14 protein-coding genes and 1 tRNA gene are annotated in these 18450 nt (G+C 54.7%); 8 read left to right on the top strand and 7 right to left on the bottom strand.

All coding sequences use genetic code 11. From position 1 onward, the window contains the following. The first annotated feature begins 324 nt into the window (after window positions 1-324). The 3 genes from DCO47_RS01100 to DCO47_RS01090 all read left to right on the top strand — a co-directional run bounded on the left by DCO47_RS01100 (window position 325) and on the right by DCO47_RS01090 (window position 3482). Window positions 325-1218 (top strand): hypothetical protein, encoded by an 894-nt coding sequence (locus DCO47_RS01100; protein ID WP_116657258.1) that lies wholly within the window; start codon window positions 325-327, stop codon window positions 1216-1218. Between the two features lie 1328 nt (window positions 1219-2546). Next, window positions 2547-2924 (top strand): hypothetical protein, encoded by a 378-nt coding sequence (locus tag DCO47_RS01095; protein WP_116657257.1) that lies wholly within the window; start codon window positions 2547-2549, stop codon window positions 2922-2924. A 15-nt stretch (window positions 2925-2939) separates the two neighbouring features. Next, entirely contained in the window at window positions 2940-3482 is a 543-nt protein-coding gene (locus DCO47_RS01090) for a hypothetical protein (protein ID WP_116657256.1), read from the top strand. Window positions 3483-3609: 127 nt separating this feature from the next. On the opposite strand, the gene DCO47_RS01085 is transcribed toward DCO47_RS01090, so the two are convergent. Further along, window positions 3610-4377 carry an OfxX fusion product gene (locus DCO47_RS01085; RefSeq protein ID WP_116657255.1) on the bottom strand — a complete coding sequence of 256 codons (768 nt, stop codon included), beginning with the start codon at window positions 4375-4377 and terminating at the stop codon, window positions 3610-3612. Between the two features lie 168 nt (window positions 4378-4545). Here DCO47_RS01085 and DCO47_RS01080 point away from each other — a divergent pair, with 168 nt between their 5' ends. The 4 genes from DCO47_RS01080 (at window position 4546) to DCO47_RS01065 (ending at window position 7848) form a co-directional block, all read left to right on the top strand. Beyond that, window positions 4546-4776, top strand: coding sequence for a helix-turn-helix domain-containing protein (locus DCO47_RS01080; protein WP_116657254.1), 231 nt, complete (start codon window positions 4546-4548; stop codon window positions 4774-4776). A gap of 567 nt (window positions 4777-5343) precedes the next feature. Then, complete coding sequence (locus tag DCO47_RS01075; protein ID WP_116657253.1) at window positions 5344-5898, top strand: tyrosine-type recombinase/integrase; 555 nt, start codon at window positions 5344-5346, stop codon at window positions 5896-5898. Between the two features lie 329 nt (window positions 5899-6227). Next, entirely contained in the window at window positions 6228-7553 is a 1326-nt protein-coding gene (locus tag DCO47_RS01070; RefSeq protein WP_116657252.1) for a hypothetical protein, read from the top strand. A 76-nt stretch (window positions 7554-7629) separates the two neighbouring features. Further along, a complete protein-coding gene (locus DCO47_RS01065) occupies window positions 7630-7848 on the top strand; it encodes a hypothetical protein (RefSeq protein WP_116657251.1) in 219 nt (72 codons plus the stop codon). A 1019-nt stretch (window positions 7849-8867) separates the two neighbouring features. Here the strand turns inward: DCO47_RS01065 and DCO47_RS01055 are convergent. Both DCO47_RS01055 and DCO47_RS01050 read right to left on the bottom strand, forming a co-directional pair. Continuing rightward, window positions 8868-10130, bottom strand: coding sequence for a hypothetical protein (locus DCO47_RS01055; RefSeq protein ID WP_133247383.1), 1263 nt, complete (start codon window positions 10128-10130; stop codon window positions 8868-8870). An 823-nt stretch (window positions 10131-10953) separates the two neighbouring features. After that, window positions 10954-11030: transfer RNA gene (locus DCO47_RS01050), tRNA-Val, on the bottom strand. Window positions 11031-11212: 182 nt separating this feature from the next. Here DCO47_RS01050 and DCO47_RS01045 point away from each other — a divergent pair. Further along, the gene (locus DCO47_RS01045; RefSeq protein WP_116657248.1) at window positions 11213-12496 is read left to right on the top strand and encodes an FAD-binding oxidoreductase; all 1284 of its coding nucleotides are present in this window, start codon (window positions 11213-11215) and stop codon (window positions 12494-12496) included. A gap of 43 nt (window positions 12497-12539) precedes the next feature. Here the strand turns inward: DCO47_RS01045 and DCO47_RS01040 are convergent, their stop codons facing one another. From DCO47_RS01040 to DCO47_RS01025, 4 genes are read right to left on the bottom strand one after another with little or no spacing between them, the layout of a single operon-like run. Next, window positions 12540-13511 (bottom strand): XdhC family protein, encoded by a 972-nt coding sequence (locus tag DCO47_RS01040; RefSeq protein ID WP_083353160.1) that lies wholly within the window; start codon window positions 13509-13511, stop codon window positions 12540-12542. Window position 13512: 1 nt separating this feature from the next. Further along, window positions 13513-14748, bottom strand: a complete 1236-nt coding sequence (locus DCO47_RS01035) for a cytochrome c (protein WP_116657247.1) — start codon at window positions 14746-14748, stop codon at window positions 13513-13515. A 2-nt stretch (window positions 14749-14750) separates the two neighbouring features. After that, window positions 14751-15290, bottom strand: a complete 540-nt coding sequence (locus tag DCO47_RS01030) for a (2Fe-2S)-binding protein (protein WP_065615018.1) — start codon at window positions 15288-15290, stop codon at window positions 14751-14753. Then, entirely contained in the window at window positions 15283-18114 is a 2832-nt protein-coding gene (locus tag DCO47_RS01025; protein ID WP_064363927.1) for a xanthine dehydrogenase family protein molybdopterin-binding subunit, read from the bottom strand. The genes DCO47_RS01030 and DCO47_RS01025 overlap by 8 nt, the downstream gene beginning before the upstream one ends. Window positions 18115-18450: the final 336 nt, after the last annotated feature.

Here is an 18450-nt window from a genome sequence, read left to right as displayed (position 1 = left end):
ACCCAGATACCGTTGAATACAGGGCCGCACTTGCTTGCTCCGGGGAGTAAAGCTCTGCTTAGTTGACATTTCGCCCACAATGTAGCCATGATTTTTATCTTGACGTCAAAAGCCAAGGCGCTATCATCTGCACCCAGCCAACGACGCTGGCACCGCAACACCCCCACTGCTGATAAACCATTATCTCGTTTGTTCAAGCCATTAGGCCGCTGAGCAGAACGGGTTTCGTGCTGCCTGGAATATGACATGCGTAACCGACGGTACATCAACGGGAACACATATGAGGGATTGCCATGACCGTATAAACAACAAGGGAAAATAACTATGAATATCAGAACGAAGAAACCAACCGCCTGCCCCCACGAAAACTACAGGGCAAAGATTGCAGAAACCAGAACGGTATGTCTGGCCGATCATATATACGACAAGCGGACGGGTGAACTGGTCGGAACATATATCACCGAAGAGTTCTCACCAGAACCGTTTGTAGCGGACGCCCACAAGTTAACCGCAGCCAGCGTCTTTTGGTATCTGGAAGAAGATGGCACCCCGGTGTTTGACAAATATTCCGAGACTCCCTCGCCACGCATCGCTGAGGTTGTAGAGTTGTTTCCTGAACAATCGCCCCCGCAGGCCATCCATCCAACAAGTAAGTCGGGCAGGAAACCTCAGGCCATTCAGAACCACTTGTCCATGGCGTTGACCGTATTGATCCTAGAAGACAGGGCGTCCTGGCTGGAGGACTTCACTTTGGGGGCGATCTGCACCGGCCCCGGTGTAATCAACGGGAAGCACAGCGTAAGCCGGTCTGACGTGAAGAACTTGCTACGTCTGCCTGTTATTTCGGTAGCCGATGCCGCTGACTGCCTGCTCAACCACAATAGGGCACCCATGAGCACGCGGCAGCTACAACGAGTAGTCGAAGCAGCCAGAATCGCACTGCGTGGTGTTGCCCTGCACCTTGAGCGGCACCCAGAGATTTTGCAATCCATTGAGATGACAGTTGATTTCGACAAGTTCTGGATCACTGACGCCGCCCAGTCAGGGCACCAGGAACATCCGAAGAAATCATTGGCCCTGGAAATGATCAGAGCCGGTACCGCTATTAAAGCTACTGCACGGGAACTCGGCATCTCGAAGAACACTGTTAAGAAGTGGGACGCCGAAGCCCGGTCATCAGCAGGGGCAACAATGGGGGGGTCAGTGATCGTTGATTAGCGACAGATATAAAGAGTGAAGCTCGACATGCTCCACATGGTGAGTGAGCGAATCGCCAAAGCGTAGCTTTGAGATTAACCACCTCTATTAAGGATCAACCCTGTAAAGTTAACACAGCAGAAGATAACTTGTGCCCAGTGCATGGATATCAACTCTATAGATTAAAGGGAAGAGATGGGGCAGACAGCCCCTTCCCGCTCTTGCTTCTAACCCTGCTTAGTAACTTGTGGCACCAGCAGCGATTATCAATGTAAATTACAAGTTATCTTGCAGGATTGATAGCCTGTGCCTATGGGCACAAGTTACTCCTACAGTTAACATCATGAACAGGTGGTGGCTCATCCACCAACCTTCTTCTTGAGTCTCTAGAGGTATCAATCTGGAGAAGAGCTGATTAGATGATTGCCACGTGACGTGAACGTCACAGCATATCTGCACGGGTTAACTGTAGTACTGGGGGCTTTCTTGCCCCTGCCCCCCTTATTGCCCATCTGCCGTGAGGCAAGATATCAAGTCTATAAGCCAGGACGAGGTGGTGCAGAACCACGCTCTTCTACGCTTACACATGCCGAGAGGCATAAGATATTATGCCCCGTGGCGGAGCGCCACATATTAACCCCAGCGAGACTCACCTTTTTCACGCACACCTGAAAGGAAACTTACCCGCAAGCACAAACTGTTAAAGAAAGCAACTTTATTTGCATGAAGGTATTGACTACCACAACTTCTGTGTTAATATTAAACAGTGAAAGAAACACATTCAAACCTTCTTCAAAACACCTTCCAAAAACACCAAGTCTGCAGCAACCTAGTAAGGATCTATTCCTTTCCTTACTGAGTTGTGTATTCCTGTTTCCGATCCAGAGCGGATGATCGGTGAACCCCGTTGCACCAGATAGCAAGTTAAGTCGAGATTTCGTGCTTGAAGGTCAAAGTTCTAGGCCAGGGAATGCAGCGGAAGCTGGCCACTAATCAAACTGATTTGCTCTGCAACAGAGCAATAGTGCACTTACCCATAACGAGTGCACACGCTAGAAGCACGAATCGCCCGTAACCGCCAACATGAGCAACGGGCTCTTTTTGTCTCGAATAAAAACCAACATACATTCAGAGGTATCTATGGCACAGCGCCGACCACTTCGCCTACGGACTTGTGAGTCCTGCGGCCGCAACTTCTACAGTCGTAGTTCACTCAGCAAGTATTGCTGTATCGCTCATCAGGTCAAAGAATGGAGAGCCCGCAATAACTTTACGCTTGCCGAACTAGAGCAACAGTACATCGCCCAAGAGCTTAAGAAAGCCAACCCATCAGCACAGGAAAAAACACAGTGACTATCAACATCTGGCTCGAAGTAGACAGGAGCAACGGGGCGATCATGTCCTACTACCTACACTTGCCCACAACCTCATCCAGCAAGTTCGACTACATCGAGGCCACCCAAGATGAATTGACCTACTTGAACTCTCTTGAGGAGGCAGTATTTCCCCAAGGAACTATAGCAACAATCAGTGACCTATCAGAGCACCGGGCAAGGGTACGAACGGCAAAAGCTAACGCCGCCAAGACACCAGTCAAGGCAGCCTACAAGCCTTCAAAGAAGCCCCAGAAGCCCGCTGACAAGGCAAAAGACACCAACGCACCAGCGAGCAAATCTAACGCAAAGGAACGCTTTATAGCGGCCCTGAAACAGCATCGCTCACGTTAGTAATCGAGAACAAACATGACAACACAGTATAACTACGGCATCGACACCGTTGAGTTCTTCAAACACACCGAGCAAGAACTTCAGAAACTAACCAAAGACAAGGAGACGGCCTACTTCCGGCACTGCACTTCACTGGCCTACCCGCAACTAGGCGTAAACGTAGCCTGGGTAAGTGAGAAGCCTCTAACCGCAGCTCTGAACGAGCTGGCAGGATGGATGATCGCCGGTTACACCGTTGTACCTTCCGTAAGCCAGCCGTTGTATCTCAGCGTCAATCTACGAAAGCCACAGAAAATGATCGAGGATGACCTTCTTATCGTTGCAGATGAGGCCAAGGCTGAATACGCAGCCAGCCGCTATGCCCGCAACGTTGCAGAGACGCGTCGCCAGATGGAAATCACCATCACACGACGTGCGAGGGAAGCAGCAGTGGAAGCAGCCAAGGTTGCAGCGGCTCACCAAGTGTCCGAGGAAGAGTTTGCCCTTGCCGACCTGTTGAAGGCCTACCGCAAACCGCCTAAGACCAAGGCTACCAAGTCCGATGAGGTGGCAGCGTGAAGCCAGAACAATTCAAGACTCACATCGAGTCAGACTCAAGGAAGACCTAATGCCAGCAGCAATGGTTGTGGATGTAACAGGCTTGTAATAGTGGCGTCCATCGCAGTCCACGCCCGCATCGGAACGGTCAGTCAGCAGCGATCCCCTTAGGCAAGTGATCACCGAAGATTTCTTCCGGTATTGTGCCGCCCATGTCCCTCATGATCCTCAAGAAACTGTCGACGGCGACCAACCAAGCGTCGTGCGTCCAGACGGGTGCAATCAGGTTCGAGTTCAGGTTGCCAATTGGATTGAGTAGCAGCCTCGGGCTCTTCCATGAAGCTGCGAACAACGACAGCTTGCCATCGACAATCGAAAACTTTGGTAACGGCTTCAACTCGCCTTTGCGTGGACCGTGCGGCTCTTTGGGCTCGTGGCTATGCCAACTTACCCTGATGGCATCATTGAATCTATCAACCAGCACCTGCGGTTCCGACGCCAGCAGCTTTGACGTTAATTCGTTTAAGGCACCGAACGCTATTTGAGCTTTCGTTATCTGGACAGCTTGAATCTGACGCTTGCGATTGTACTCAGCAAGCTCCTGGCGATCTCGCTCAGCTAGTTGATTCGCGCGTTGGCGCTTTGCCTCACGAACGGCATCCCGGCGTTGCTGAGCTTCTGCAGTCAGGGCTGGCTTGGCAATCGTTCCGGACTGAGCGGTAATCTCTAGAACGAGTGGATGATGACGCTCATCCACGATAGTCAGCAAATCCCCGTCTGTATCGTAAGGGGTTAGATACAAGTTGGCTCCGTAAAACTTCGCACCCGGCTGGAGGGACTCCAGCACCTTCACCGCCTCGTCCAAGGCCTTTGCCAACTGCTCTTGAGTAATTTCACCTTTGATCTTCAGTCTCACGCTGCGATTCCTTAGCGTTCATTCGCCTGTGCGGCTTGCCGAGCCCCCACCAGACTGACAACTCGCTATGCAAGCGGCGCCTACGGGCAATGGGCAGACCGACTGATCGGCCCCGAATGTCACGATTAGTGTGTTCACGATTACAGCACATGGACCCAGCATTGGGGAATGCCTGCACCACTACCCTCCCCAGCGCTTCAACACCAGTTCGGCACCCGTATAAGGGAGCTGCGTGTCGCCATGAACATGAGTCAGGAAGCGTTCGCTGACAAGTGCGGCTTCGCAAGGACGTATATGTCCCGCATTGAAACTGGTGGTGCCAACCCTTCTATCAATGCCATCAAGGTGCTCGCGGATGCTCTGGGCGTCAGCATCTCGGATCTGTTTGAAGGAATGTAAGACAGGGCAGCTCCCGAGGAGCCTTACAAGTAACTGATCAGAACTAACCAACACCTAATCCCTCGCTGGCGTCCGTCCGAGCCCCAGCACCACTCCCCCCCTGCCAAAGTCCCTATTTCAGAGGCCCAAGCTACATTCGGGTCAAGCGAAGTCTCCTCGACACGCATTTTCCCGCCGTATACGGCAGATTTACTTACATCAGTCTGATTACAGCACCAGCAATCGCCGGACCTGCACTACAGCGGGGCGGCATCGCCGGATCATCCTGCACACACACCCAACGCCCTGCACGGCACTTGCAAAGTAGTTGCAAAGTAGTTGCAAACCATGACGACACCGCTACGGTCAGGGATAAGGGGCACCTCCACGGCCAAGGCGGCGGAGGACAACGAAAAACCCACGCCACAAACGGACTTACGTGTCTGCTCAGGTGCCGCCGCAGCAACGATCTAATTAACAGAATGGTATTGTGTTAATAAGCGACCCCACGGAAATGCTGGACTCCATCCGAAGAAACGTGCTCTAGTTAACACATCGACGGAAAACGTCATGGAGTGTTAACTAGAAATGAACATCGTAGAAGCGGTAAAAACAGAGGGTGAAGCCGAAACCATCTCCCGCAAGCTGACCAAGAACGCCAGGGGCAATTCCCTGTATGCAGACATCTGGCGTTTCGGGGTCAACACTGCCCTTCGTATCAGCGACCTACTCAGCCTTACCTTCGAAGATGTGCATGGTGACAAGCTGGTGATCAAGGAAGGCAAGACCGGTAAGACCCGAATCATTGACCTGAACAGTTCTGTTAAGACCATCGTAGGCCGCCGCAGGGCTGCTCACCCCACGCACACTTACCTGTTCGAGGTGGACAGCAACCGGGCTAAGGGCAAGGCAGTAAGCCGCATCGCTGTAGCCAACGCCTTCAAGGCTGTAGGTGACGAGATGAGCCTGCAACTTGGTACTCACTCGATGCGAAAGACTCGTGGATGGCTAATGTACAAAGGTGGGGTGTCCATTGAGAAGATTTGCAAGGTACTGAACCATTCCAGTCCTGCTGTAACCATGGCGTATATAGGCATCACTCAAGCGGAAGTCGACGCCACATACCACGAGTTCGTGTTCTAGACCATTGTCGAGCCCGACAGCGTCACACCAGCCGCCCGCGGGCGGCTTTTCCATGCTTGCGATATTTGCCAATTTTGGCGACTAACTGCGTGGCGGCACAGAGATGGCATTAAGGACCAACCTCGTCTGAGCAGGACTTTCACCGCCCCGGCGGGTGACCCTTTGATATTTCCAGCAAGAAAGAGAGTGCGATATCGGCAAAGGACAACATGCCGCGTTGAAAATCCAACGTTTCGCCGGCCAATGAACGTGCCCTTCACCACCTCTAAACGCACGCTATACTAGTAAGATACCTGCCGTTAACGGCCAAGAAAGGTCGTAAGGAAAACATGAGTAACCAAGCATTAGATTTGCTAATTGAGTGCGAGCTACTTAAGTCTAATGGCGACATTATCGACTTAGAAAAGGTATCCAGTGAGGAGTTGTCTAGAAGGTATTCGCATTTCGTAATATCAAGACAAGGAAGTATTTATACCGAGGTTGAAAAACACTCTACGGACGGAAAGCTCAACGCTCAGTTCAGCACGTGGTCTTCGAAATTCTCCAAAGAGAACACTCTTTCCTCTTTACTTATCTACAATAGAGTCGTTCTAGACGACCCACTGATTTCTTTCCGATCTAGTATAAGTATCGATGACCTACAAGCCGGCCTTGAGTTTTATAGCTGGCTTCATCCGCTTATAAGAGGCGGCTTTGTAAACGTGTATCCTATCAGTTACTACGAAAAACCGAGTGAAGAGATCCCTATATTCTTCTCGAAAGATGCGTTCAGATCATCAATATCACCAGCGGTCCATGATTACGCCCACGCTAACGCAATCCTAAAGTCAGTGGTAATGGATAACGAGGGACGAATGTTAGTTATGCGCGAGAATGCTAGCGTTAAGCGCCGCACGGCCTTGAATGTAGGCTTTGCGAATGACCGGCTTTACTCGGGGGTTGGCTTATTCAAGTTTATGACAATGGAGAATGCTAAAGTTGAAGGTAAAAAAGTTAGTTACCAACAGCACTGGGACAAAGACGGAGTATTATCAGAAGAAAAGTTTAAGCAATGGGCTTATCAAGCCACCAACCAAGCCGTCATTGCCCGCTTGAAAGCAATCTGCAATCAGGTTTCCCTCGCCCAAGAACTTGGGTACACGTACATCACCGAATCCGAATTCGAATCTACGCTTCTGTCACTATCCAACACCAAGGGAGCAAAGAAAATCTCACCGTGCGTTAGGTTCCTCAACCTTAATGATAGCTTCTTAAATATAGAGTCGCCACATACCATCATTGAGTTGCGAGATAAACACCCTACTGCATTTGAGCGCTTCAATAACTCGCTTACTTCAGTTAGCGAAGAGCTTCACGGAGTTGATGAAGAAAAGTTTGCAGCTAAGTCTCGCGCGCTCTTTCAGAAAGAAATTATGCCTCAGGTAGATGAGGTTCGAAGCGTAGTTGGCCAAATCAGCTCAGGCCTCGTGAAGGGTACGACAACCTCACTCTGTGGCGTAGGACTGGCAATATGCACTGGCTCGGTGGTTCCTCTTGTATCTTCATTAGTTATTTCTGCGATGCAAGGTGTGAGTGAAAGCCTGCCCGCCTTGCGAGAACTCCAGTTAACAAAAAAGCGTCCCAGCTACATTTGGCATCGTTTGGCAAAGCAATGAGATTACTGATAACACAGGCGCCAGTCTCCGTAAGAGTGAGCTAGGATTTGCGCAACATTCCTCAAGGATGATATCCATGCCCAATAACTCAGACACCAATATCGCCACGGCGGACGCACTAACACTGCTGCTCCATAATCAACACGCTCTAGCTGCGGCCATTGAGGAAGTAACCAAGTGGCTCAAAGACAACGGAGTGGGTCTTGTCGCAGATAACGCAATGACTGCCATAGAAACGCTGGACACAAACGCACAAGCCATCACAAACGCGATCATGCGACTAAGGCAGGCGTAGGCAACTACTATGCTTGTCGGGCCCTGGCGACCTCCAAGCGGTCGTCAATGCATCTATGTACCAGTCGTAATGTGCCTTCGAGAATACCTAACCCTGAGTGCAAGCACTGGGAACGCATTGATGTGGGTGGTGGGTTTTAATGAGGCCTAGGAGGGCCTTGAAATTCGATGTGAATCTCAATCCCGTGCTCCTCTAATAGCAACCTGCGCATCTCTTGGGTTGAGGTCGATGTCATGGTGCTTTGAATATGATCAAACCAAAGGAATGCGTCAACCGCATCATGGATCTCACAGTCACTCACGGTCAGCGAAGCGATCCCCTTCGGATGCATGAGCCTATCCCTGACTTTGATGGCCCGGGTCAACGCCTCAAAGCCAGCACCTTCACACTTTATCTCGACTGCATTTGGAACAGCCTTCGCGAAACTCCGGATTGTCAGCCTAATCAAGTTGAGAGCACCGGTTCGCATTAGTCGGGTTTGAACAGTACCTTGGCCTGTGACCTCGATCTGCAACTCAGACAACGCCAGTCTGGTAGGTTCCGACAAACGCTCCCCCCAGCTTCCTAGCAACATCTGACGCTGGAAGTACAGGCAACCCTCGATGAAAGCAAACACAGCTCGAACTAGGCCTCTACGGACGCTAGGAGCCAGATACACAGGGTCGGGATAACGCACGCTGCTGGAGCCATTTAGCGTTTCAAATGGATAAAGTGCTGTTACGTCAGAGTGGAGGGTTAGGTAAATCGCACAAGATTCACCGGGCTTTAGCCCATCAGTGCCACGGTCATGGCGGTCCATATTTTCACTTCCTAGCAAGGCCAACCGACACTTTATAGCAATAGAAGCTGACTCTCTCGCTCAGGGAAAACCGAGCGTTAGCAGTCACCGACTGATGCGTCTATTCTATTTCCGGGGTTGACGTACTGCGCATCCCTTCCCTCCCTCCTTCGTATATAAAGGCCAAAAAGAAAAAGGTGCATGGGTGGTGTCGGCAGCGGGCTAGGCCGGAATCAGCTATTTATTCCTCTTCCGAGCCAGTTAGTTTCGGACGTTTGACCCGATTAAAGACGGCATCAAAATCGAAATCGAAATCTAGGGTGACAGTAGGCGAATCCCCGCCTTCAGGGTTGCCCTCTTGGAATGAACACGACTTAATACGGTAGTCACCCGAGAGTAGCGGCTCTGCCGATAGATCATAAAGCTCAGAGAGCGTGGTACGTCCTGCCAGTATCTCTAGTAGTACCGTTGTAGGAATAGTTAGTTTTCCGCCATTGTTAGACATCGACACGCTCAATCTACCTCCGAGCTTTCGATACAGTCCGCTCGGCGGAGTATCATATTGATTTAGAGGATGGTGATACTTCCACAAATTGAAATTCAACTTTGAAAGGGCGACTTTGTCGGCTTCAGCCGGCAGCGCCTTGGCTCGGTCGTTGTAATAGATTTTTGCTCTTGCGTCTCGGTTGATACCAGTGAAGCCCTGCACCCTGCTTTCGATGCTTACAGTGATAACACCACCAATGGACGTAGTTTGCTTGTATGCATGATACAGGGCTTCTGAAGCGTTGACACCACCGGGAGCAACCGTAGCAGATAACGCGTTACTCTGGTCCGTCCCTATACACAGCAAACGGACTCCTGGAACGTCATGCTGACGGGCTTTATCTTTCACAATCCTGTACAAGGCATGTTCTTTATAGTCCTTAGGCGCTTCTTGCACTAACCCACCACCGCCTCCACCAGTTGATTGGGGTGTGTATATCACCTCAAGGGTGTACTCGGGATGAGTAAAGGACGCTCGCTCAGCCTGACTGGCAACTATCTGATTGAAAAACACCTTTACAATAGATGACTTTAGAAATTCATTTCGTTGATGGAGTTGCGGAAGCTTCCTGATAAATCCAGAACGCGAGGCTGCCCCATTAAACCTACATGATATCTTAAATCCATCAAGCCCCCTTTTATCTGCCTCCTGCCTCAACCATTGAGATATCTCAAATGATTGCCTTTCTTCTTTCCAAAAGCGGGGATAGAGGAAGGCTATTTCTATCCAGATCATATTACCGCTGGGCAATGTTACCCTTATGTCAGGACTTCCATCTGAATGCGGCTCGTACTCAACGAGTCCTATTCTAGTGCTAGCGTCGATGACAACTAATTCCCATATAGCGGCAGATCTAGCTTCAGATGAACTCAGATTCCCACGAATTTGTTCAAGTCGCTGCCCTGTTACTATCTCGCAGCGACTCAGTAATTCCGCTACCTGTTCTTCCTTTAACATGTTTACCCCCACGAAGCCTAGCTTCACTGGAATTCACATTAATGCGGTCTTGAGAGACTTGCAAGGTCCCAGCCCCTGAGTAAGTTTATACGTACAGTGAGGAGCACCATTTAAACCAGCTACGCGATGCAAAGGAAAGCATCCATTAGAGCGGCAAGATTAGTGCTAACTGACCGAAACGTAGATCTTCGGATGGCTCTCAATGCCCCTAATCACACTACAATCAACTAGTCATTGGCGATAAAGCTATCGACCACTGTAATGGCGGTTGCACACCTGCAGCCTTCGCGGTGTAAACCAGCATATCTCACGTCTCCGACACGACCCCGGCAGTGAGAATCAACACAACGCTCGCTTTACGAAGACACAGTAGCCAACGCACATCCCGCTCACATCTATGTGAATGTGATCAGGGCGAAGGATTGGATAAGCGATGAGCAAGAGATAAGATGCCGCTTGCAGCGCACCACTCTGGTGCACCTAAACGCTGTCACACTTCGAGATTTTTGACTGAGAAATCCTTGAGAATTCAAGACTCTCGTTATGGTGGCGTCCCCAGCAGCCACACCCCGGCACACAGTATTCCCGCTGTGGCTGGCCGCTATCACATCACACGTTCACCAAACCACATCGAACACAATGCCCCATCCCCCCCACGACATGCATAAGAATCGCAGCCCAGAAAAGGGTTTTTAGGCGTTCACATTGCCCAGTGTGAATGAACCCTATATTTTGTGAACGTTCTGCAAGAAATCCAACACAACAAAAAAGGGCCCACCTTTCGGTGAGCCCTTCTAGACCGCCCAGCAGAGCGGATTTTGTTTGGTAGGCGCGATTGGACTCGAACCAACGACCCCCACCATGTCAAGGTGGTGCTCTAACCAACTGAGCTACGTGCCTGCTGTGAGGCGGCATTCTACGGAATTCCGGAGGGGTGTCAACACCTTTTTTTCACCTAACCCTATGAATATGCAAAATATTTAATTTCGGCTTAGCAACGAAGATTTCCGGTGGCTGGCGGAGGTTTTTCAACTCGGGTAGGATCGACGCACTCGTAAAATATATTAAACAGAGGCGGCAGGATGGCGAACACCCAATACCCAGAGTCTTATTACGCCGCATCGGCCAATGCCGTACCGCCACGTCCTGTGCTGCAGGATGATGTGGAGACGGACGTCTGTGTGATCGGTGCCGGGTATACCGGGCTGTCTTCCGCCTTGTTCCTGCTGGAGAACGGTTTTCGCGTAACCGTACTGGAAGCCGCCAAGGTCGGTTTCGGTGCCTCGGGGCGCAATGGTGGGCAGATCGTCAACAGCTACAGCCGCGACATTGATGTCATCGAGCGCAGCGTCGGCCCCAGGCAAGCGCAACTGCTCGGTGAAATGGCCTTTGAAGGCGGCCGGATCATTCGCGAGCGCGTGGCGAAATACAACATCCAGTGCGACCTCAAGGACGGAGGTGTGTTCGCCGCCCTCTCCGCCAAACAGATGGGTCACCTTGAATCGCAGAAACGCCTGTGGGAACGCTTCGGACACACGCAGCTGGAGCTGATGGACCAACGCCGCATCCGCGAAGTCGTCGGTTGCGATCAATACGTTGGTGGCATGCTCGATATGAGTGGCGGCCACATCCATCCGCTGAATCTGGCGCTCGGTGAAGCGGCGGCGGTCGAGTCTCTCGGCGGCACCATCTACGAGCAATCTCCGGCCGTGCGCATCGAGCGCGGCGCCAATCCGGTCGTGCATACGCCGCAAGGCAAGGTCAGGGCCAGGTTCATCATCGTTGCCGGCAATGCCTACCTCGGTAATCTGGTGCCGGAACTGGCGGCCAAATCAATGCCGTGTGGCACTCAGGTGATCACCACCGAGCCTTTGGGCGATGAGCTGGCGAAGGCGCTTTTGCCGCAGGATTACTGCGTGGAGGACTGCAACTATCTCCTCGACTACTATCGCCTGACCGCCGACAAGCGCTTGATCTTCGGCGGCGGCGTGGTTTATGGCGCTCGCGATCCGGCGAACATCGAGGCGATCATTCGCCCGAAGATGCTCAAGGCTTTCCCGCAACTCAAGAACGTCAAGATCGATTACGCCTGGACCGGCAACTTCCTGCTGACCCTTTCGCGCCTGCCGCAGGTCGGACGCTTGGGCGACAACATCTATTACTCGCAGGGTTGCAGCGGTCACGGTGTCACCTACACGCACTTAGCGGGCAAGGTCCTCGCCGAAGCGTTGCGCGGTCAGGCCGAGCGTTTCGATGCCTTTGCCGACCTGCCGCACTACCCTTTCCCCGGCGGGCAACTGCTGCGCACACCGTTTGCCGCGCTGGGCGCGTGGTACTACGGGCTGCGCGATAAATTCGGGATGTAAAAAAGGGCCGCGTAGTGCGGCCCTTTTCATTTACACACGGAACTCAGAGCTGATCCCGAGCAATTCCGCTGCGAATCCTCAGGATATCCGCGAGCACCGCCAAAGCGATTTCCGCCGGCGTCTTGCTGCCGAGGTTCAGGCCGATCGGCGCGTGAATCCGCGCCAGCTCCACCTCCCCCAGACCGCCAATGCGGCGTAAGCGCTCGAAGCGTTTCTGCGATGTTTGCAGAGACCCCATTACACCGATGTAGAACGCCTCGGTGCGCACCGCTTCCATCATCGCCAGATCGTCGATACGCGGATCGTGGGTCAGCGCCACCACCGCGGTGTCGCGATGACAGCCACCGTCGGCAATGAACACCGAAGGCAACTGCCGACGGATCTCCACGCCATTGAGCACCACACCTTCAAGCACTTCATCGCGCGGATCGCAGAGAATCACTTCGAAGCCGAGCCCTACCGCGAACTCGGCACAGGCCTGCGCCACACTGGAATAGCCAGCGAGTAACAAGCGCTGTGCTGCGCCGATACGAATGCGCACCCGGTCGATCTCACGCTCGATCCGCGCGCCCTGCTCACGGTCAGCAAACAGAGTACGCGCACCGCTGGTCAGATCGACTTCGCGAAGCAGACGACGCTGCCCCAGCAGCGCCGATTCCAGTTCACGCAGATGCGCCTGCACCTCGCAGTCGGCGTCAAGTTTCTCTACCAACACATCGAGAATGCCACCACAAGGCAGGCTGACCCGCGATCGTGGATCGTTGCCTTCGCCGTAGCGCACGACGCTGACCGCCTCGAGAAACGCACCTTCGGCGACGCGGTCAAGGAAATCCTCCTCGACGCAACCGCCCGACAGCGAGCCGATCCACTGCCCGCCGTCGTTCACCGCCAGCAGCGAACCCGGCGCGCGCGGTGCCGAGCCGTAAGTGCTCAGCACCGTGCACAGCCAGATCCGCTGCCCGGCCACCGACCATTCCAGCGCCCGGCGCACCACTTGCAGATCGAGATGCTGCATATCAGTGGGCCTTGTGCTCGACGCTCGGCGCGTCGGCTTGCAGCTTCTGCACTTCACTTACTGCCAGCTCAGCGCTCTGGCCGCCCCAGCCTTGACGCAGGTAGTTGAGCAGATCGGTCAATTGCTCAGGACTGAGCTTTTCAGCAAAACCCGGCATCGGCTGCATGTGCTCGAACCCGGAGAACTTCTGTTCGCCAATGCCATCTTCGATCACTCGCAACAGGTTACGCGGATCGTCCAGACGCAACGTGGTGTTACCGCGCATGGCCACTGCGATGTGCGGCTTGCCTTCACCGCCAGCGGCGTGACAACCGGCGCAGACGTTGAGGTATTCCTGACGGCCGCGCTGGGCACTCAGGCTGAGCTTGTCCAGCGGTACTTCGACGAGCTCTTTGGCTGCCGGCGGTTGTTCGCCAAGCAGGAACGTCGCCATTGCCGCCAGATCAGCATCGCTCAAACCCTGAGTGCTGTTGTGAAACACCGGGAACATTTCGTTGAACATCGTTCCTTGCGCGCTCATGCCGTGCTTGAGAAACGTGCTCAGATCCTGCTGATTCCAACCGCGCGCGGCCAGGTCAGTGGCCAACAGGCTCGGCGCCAGATAACCATTGAGGATGCCTCCGGTCATGCGCTTGTCCATTTGCATCGCGCCGGGCAGGCCGCGTGGCGTGTGACATTCACCGCAATGTCCGAGGACGTCGACCATATATTGGCCGCGCTTCCACGCCTCATTCTTGCCTACGGCGGGCTCAAGCTTGACGTCTTTGCCATAGAGCATGTTCCAGCCGGTCAGGCCCAGACGCACGTTGAACGGAAAGCTCAGGCTGGTTACCGGTGCTGCGCGTTCGATCGGCGCGATGGTTTTCAGATATGCGTGAATCGCATCGGAATCGGCGCGCGGCATCAGGTGGTACGAGGTGTACGGCATCGCTGGATAGAGATTGGCGCCGTCGCGACGCTTGCCTTCGGTCAAGGCAGCGAAGAACTCGTCATCGCTGTACAGGCCGATGCCGTGATCTTTGCTCGGGGTGATGTTGGTGCCGTAGATCGTGCCGAATGGCGAAACGATCGGCAGGCCGCCGGCATAGGGCGCGCCACCCGGTGCGGTGTGGCACGCCATGCAATCGGCGGCGCGAGCGAGGTATTCGCCGCGCTTGACCTGATCGTCGGCGTGGGCAAAAAACGCTGGTGCAGCGACGCCAACCGCTAGGGCCAAGCGGGTCAGTAAACGCTTCATGCTCAACCCTCCTTGACCAGGCCGAGATCGCTCAGCACGTTGCGCGTGGCATTGTAATAACGCACGTACCCGGTGCAGCGGCAGACGTGGTGGCCAAGACTGTCCTCGATCACCTGTTCAAGCTGACTTTTGACGATCGGCTGACGTTGCAGCTTCTCGACCAGCACGGTCGCGGCATTGACGAAGCCCGGCGCGCAGTAGCTGCACTGGAAGGCGAACTCGTCGACGAAGCGCTGCTGGATCGGGTTCAGCTCAGTGACCTGGCCCTGCTCGTCGCGTTTGGCGTGGCCTTCGATCGTACGGACTTTTTTGCCCTCGAAGTAATGCGCACCGGTGATGCAGGTGCGCACTTCTTCGCTGGTGCCGTCGGGGTTATCGACGATCACCACGCAGGCGTGGCAGATGCCCTGGCCGCAGCCGAGACGCGAGCCGGTGAGGTTTTTGTATTCGTGCAGGTAGTCGATCATCGGCAGGTCATCAGGGATGTCCACCGGACCGACGGATTGACCATTGAGGGTCAGTTGAAGCGGACGGTTAGCCATTGAGGGCCTCCTTGATGCGCGCAGCGGTGATAGGCAGGTCACGAACACGTTTACCGATGGCATGCGCCACGGCGTTACCGATGGCACCGACGATCGGGATCATCACCACTTCGGCGATGCCTTTGGACGGATCGCTCGGCGACAGCGGCGGCAGGATCTCCGCGGTCTGCTTCCACACCGCAACGTGACGTGCCATCGGCAGACGGTAACGGTTGAAGTTCCAGTCACCCTCCCCCGGACCGCCTTCATACAACGGCATCTCTTCCATCAGCGCATGACCAATACCCATGGCGATGCCACCTTCGAGCTGGCCCTTGACCAATTCTTCCACCAGCACGCGGCCGCACTCGATCCACGAATGGTGATTGAGCACTTCGACTTCCGCCGAGCCTTTGTTGACCTTCAGCTCGACCAGAGTGGCGACCGGGCTGTAATAGGTCACGGCGGCGTTGTTCAACTGCACCACCGGGTAATTGACGTTCTGCCGATCGAGCAGGTGGAAGCCAGCGCTGTTCATTTGCGCCTTCTTCGCTTGCGGCGCGCCATCACCATACTTCACCGCCAGACCGTCGAGCGGCAGGCGCTCGCGCACGCCGTCGATGCTGTACTCGGCCTCGGCCCAGCTCCAGCGGTTGAAACCATGCACCGTGGCGCCCGTCACCAGACCGCGTTCGTGGGCGCGTTTGGCCAGTTCCTCGAAGCTCAGCGGCTGCATGCCGTTGGCGGTCAGCTTGCCGTCGACCCAATGCGCATCTTCCCGGCGCACTACGTAAGGGTTGGCCTGGCCGCCGTACGGACCCTGGCGCCAGATCTCCAGTGCCGCCGGCCATAAACCGTGGTTGAACAGCACGCGCGCCGCTTCCCGGGTTGCATGGCTGAAGTAATAGGCGGAGTTGGTCGCCGACGACGCTGAGGCCAGCTTGCCGACCCAGCGCGGGTTGCGCAGCAGATTGTCCTGCTCGGCCTGGCTCATGATGTACGGGTTGCCGCTGGTGATCAGCTGCATTTCCTGCCATTCGGTTTCGCCGGTCTTCACATCGTGCGCCGGGCTGCCGAGGAAATCGGCGACGACCAAGGCTTGCGAAGTGGACATGCCGGTGCCGATTTCGATACCGATGTGGCGCAGGGTGATGCGCCCGTCCGCGGTGAATTCGATGCTGGCCATCGGCGCTTCGGAGCCGGTGCCGAAGTCTTTCTGGCAGATGGCGAAACCGACGCCGTACCAGTTATCCGGGTCTGCCGCTTCACGTTGCTGCTTGATCGTGTCGCGGTTTTTCCAGACCTCGTGCACCGAGGCCTTGTCGAGAATTTCGTGCAGGCGCAACGCACCGGCCGGAATCGCGCCCTGAGTGTTTTTCATGCCGGAACGCAACGCATTTTTGCGGCGCAAATCGATCGCATCGACACCCAGACGATTGGCAATCTCGTCGACCATCATTTCGGTCGCCGCCATGCTTTGCAGGGTGCCGTAACCACGCATCGAACCTGCCTCTACTGCCCGCGAGTGATACGCGGTGACTTGCAGATCGTTCTGCGGCATGTAGTAGATCGACTGCGCTGCGGTGGCGCCCACTGCTGCCACAGATGGGCTGTAGTTGACCCGGCCACCGCCGTCGACGCTCATCTCGGCGCGGAAAATCTTGAAGGTGTAGTCGTTCTTGTCCACGGCCAACTGGTAGCGGATGTCGAACGGGTGACGCTTGATGCCGCTCTGGAACTGCTCGTAGCGGTCGTTGGCCAGACGCACCGGCACACCGCCGCCGTACAGCGCGGCCAAGGCTGCGTAGTAGACAAAAATGTTGTGGTCTTTGGAGCCATAGCCAACGGTATAGCCTGGGTGCATGTTCAGATTGGCCAGGCCAAACCGCGACGGCCCGATCATCTTCGCGGTCTCGGTCGCAACTTCCAGCGGGCACTGCGTCGCCACGACGAAATGCAGGGTTTTGGTTTTCGGGTCGTACCAGCCGTTGCCGTTATCCGGCTCGAGTGCGGCCGGTTCGATCGACGGCGTTTTGTAGCGCTCATCGAACACCAGCCAGTTGTCTGGCGGCGTGTCGATCTCCTGCTTCATGCGGTCGGCGTAGAACAGCCCGCGCTCGGTGAGGTTGCCGTGCAGGTTCGGCGAGGCATTCCACACCGGACGGCGGTTCTTCAGCATCGGGAACAGGATCGAATCCTTCAGGCTGGCGAATTCGTCTTCGTCCGCCGAGGTCGCACCGCCGACGCGCACGTAGCGGAAGCTGCCGTAGGGATCGCCTTCGTAGAACGGCACTTTGGCGCCGTAACGAATCGCTTTGTCATTGAATTTCAGTTGGTTCTTGGCCTGACGAAAACGCTCGAAATCGTTCCAGATCAGGATGGCCACCGGGTGACCGATGAACATCGGCACTTTGCCTTCGGGAAGCAATGGATCGGGAGCGTGCTCTTCGGGGAAGACGATGCCGTCCTTGTCCAGATCGGCAGCGGTGACGATGCGATCCGGCTGCAGCTCGGCGCCGAGCCACGACAGGTCGTAGCCTGCATAGATGCGGTCGGCCTTGATGGTTTTCAGCAGCATCGCGTGGCCCTGTTGCTCAGGCCAGCCGGGCATGTCTTTGGCACGGATGTCACGGGCGAAGACTTTGCTGCCGCAGACCTTGGACAGGGCGTCGTTGCGTTGCCGCGCCTTGCCATTGTTGCCGAGCCATTTCTCGGACGGCACGGTGACGCTGTTTTCCATCAAGGCAGCCAGCGCCTGACTGCTGAGCGGCGTAAGCGTAACGCTCACACCCGCCACCAGCCCGCCCTGGAGGAACGAGCGCCGGGATATTTCACGGTTGGACATGGATCATCCTCTGGGCGGTTATAGGTCCGCCCTTGTGGTTATCTACTGGGGATCTCGAGTCGTGCAGAAGCTCTTTCTGGCGAAGCAAAGAGCTGTGTTGACAGTGCAAAGCTGACCGAAAGGTTAACTTTAAAGGTTTCCGCGCCCGCAGCAAACAACCGGTTACAAAAACCTGACTAAATAATCAAAAAAATCAATGCGACGTGGTATCGCAGCAATTTGGTTTGGAATCAAATCCTTGTAGGCGTGAGCCTGCTCGCGATGGCGGTGTAGCAGTTGCGGATACGGGCGACTGGAATATAGCTATCGCGAGCAGGCTCACTCCTACAGAAGGAT

Origin of the sequence: Pseudomonas sp. NDM (assembly GCF_003105095.1) — a bacterium.
GTDB lineage: Bacteria > Pseudomonadota > Gammaproteobacteria > Pseudomonadales > Pseudomonadaceae > Aquipseudomonas > Aquipseudomonas moraviensis_A.
This window is presented reverse-complemented; position numbering and strand designations above follow the sequence as displayed.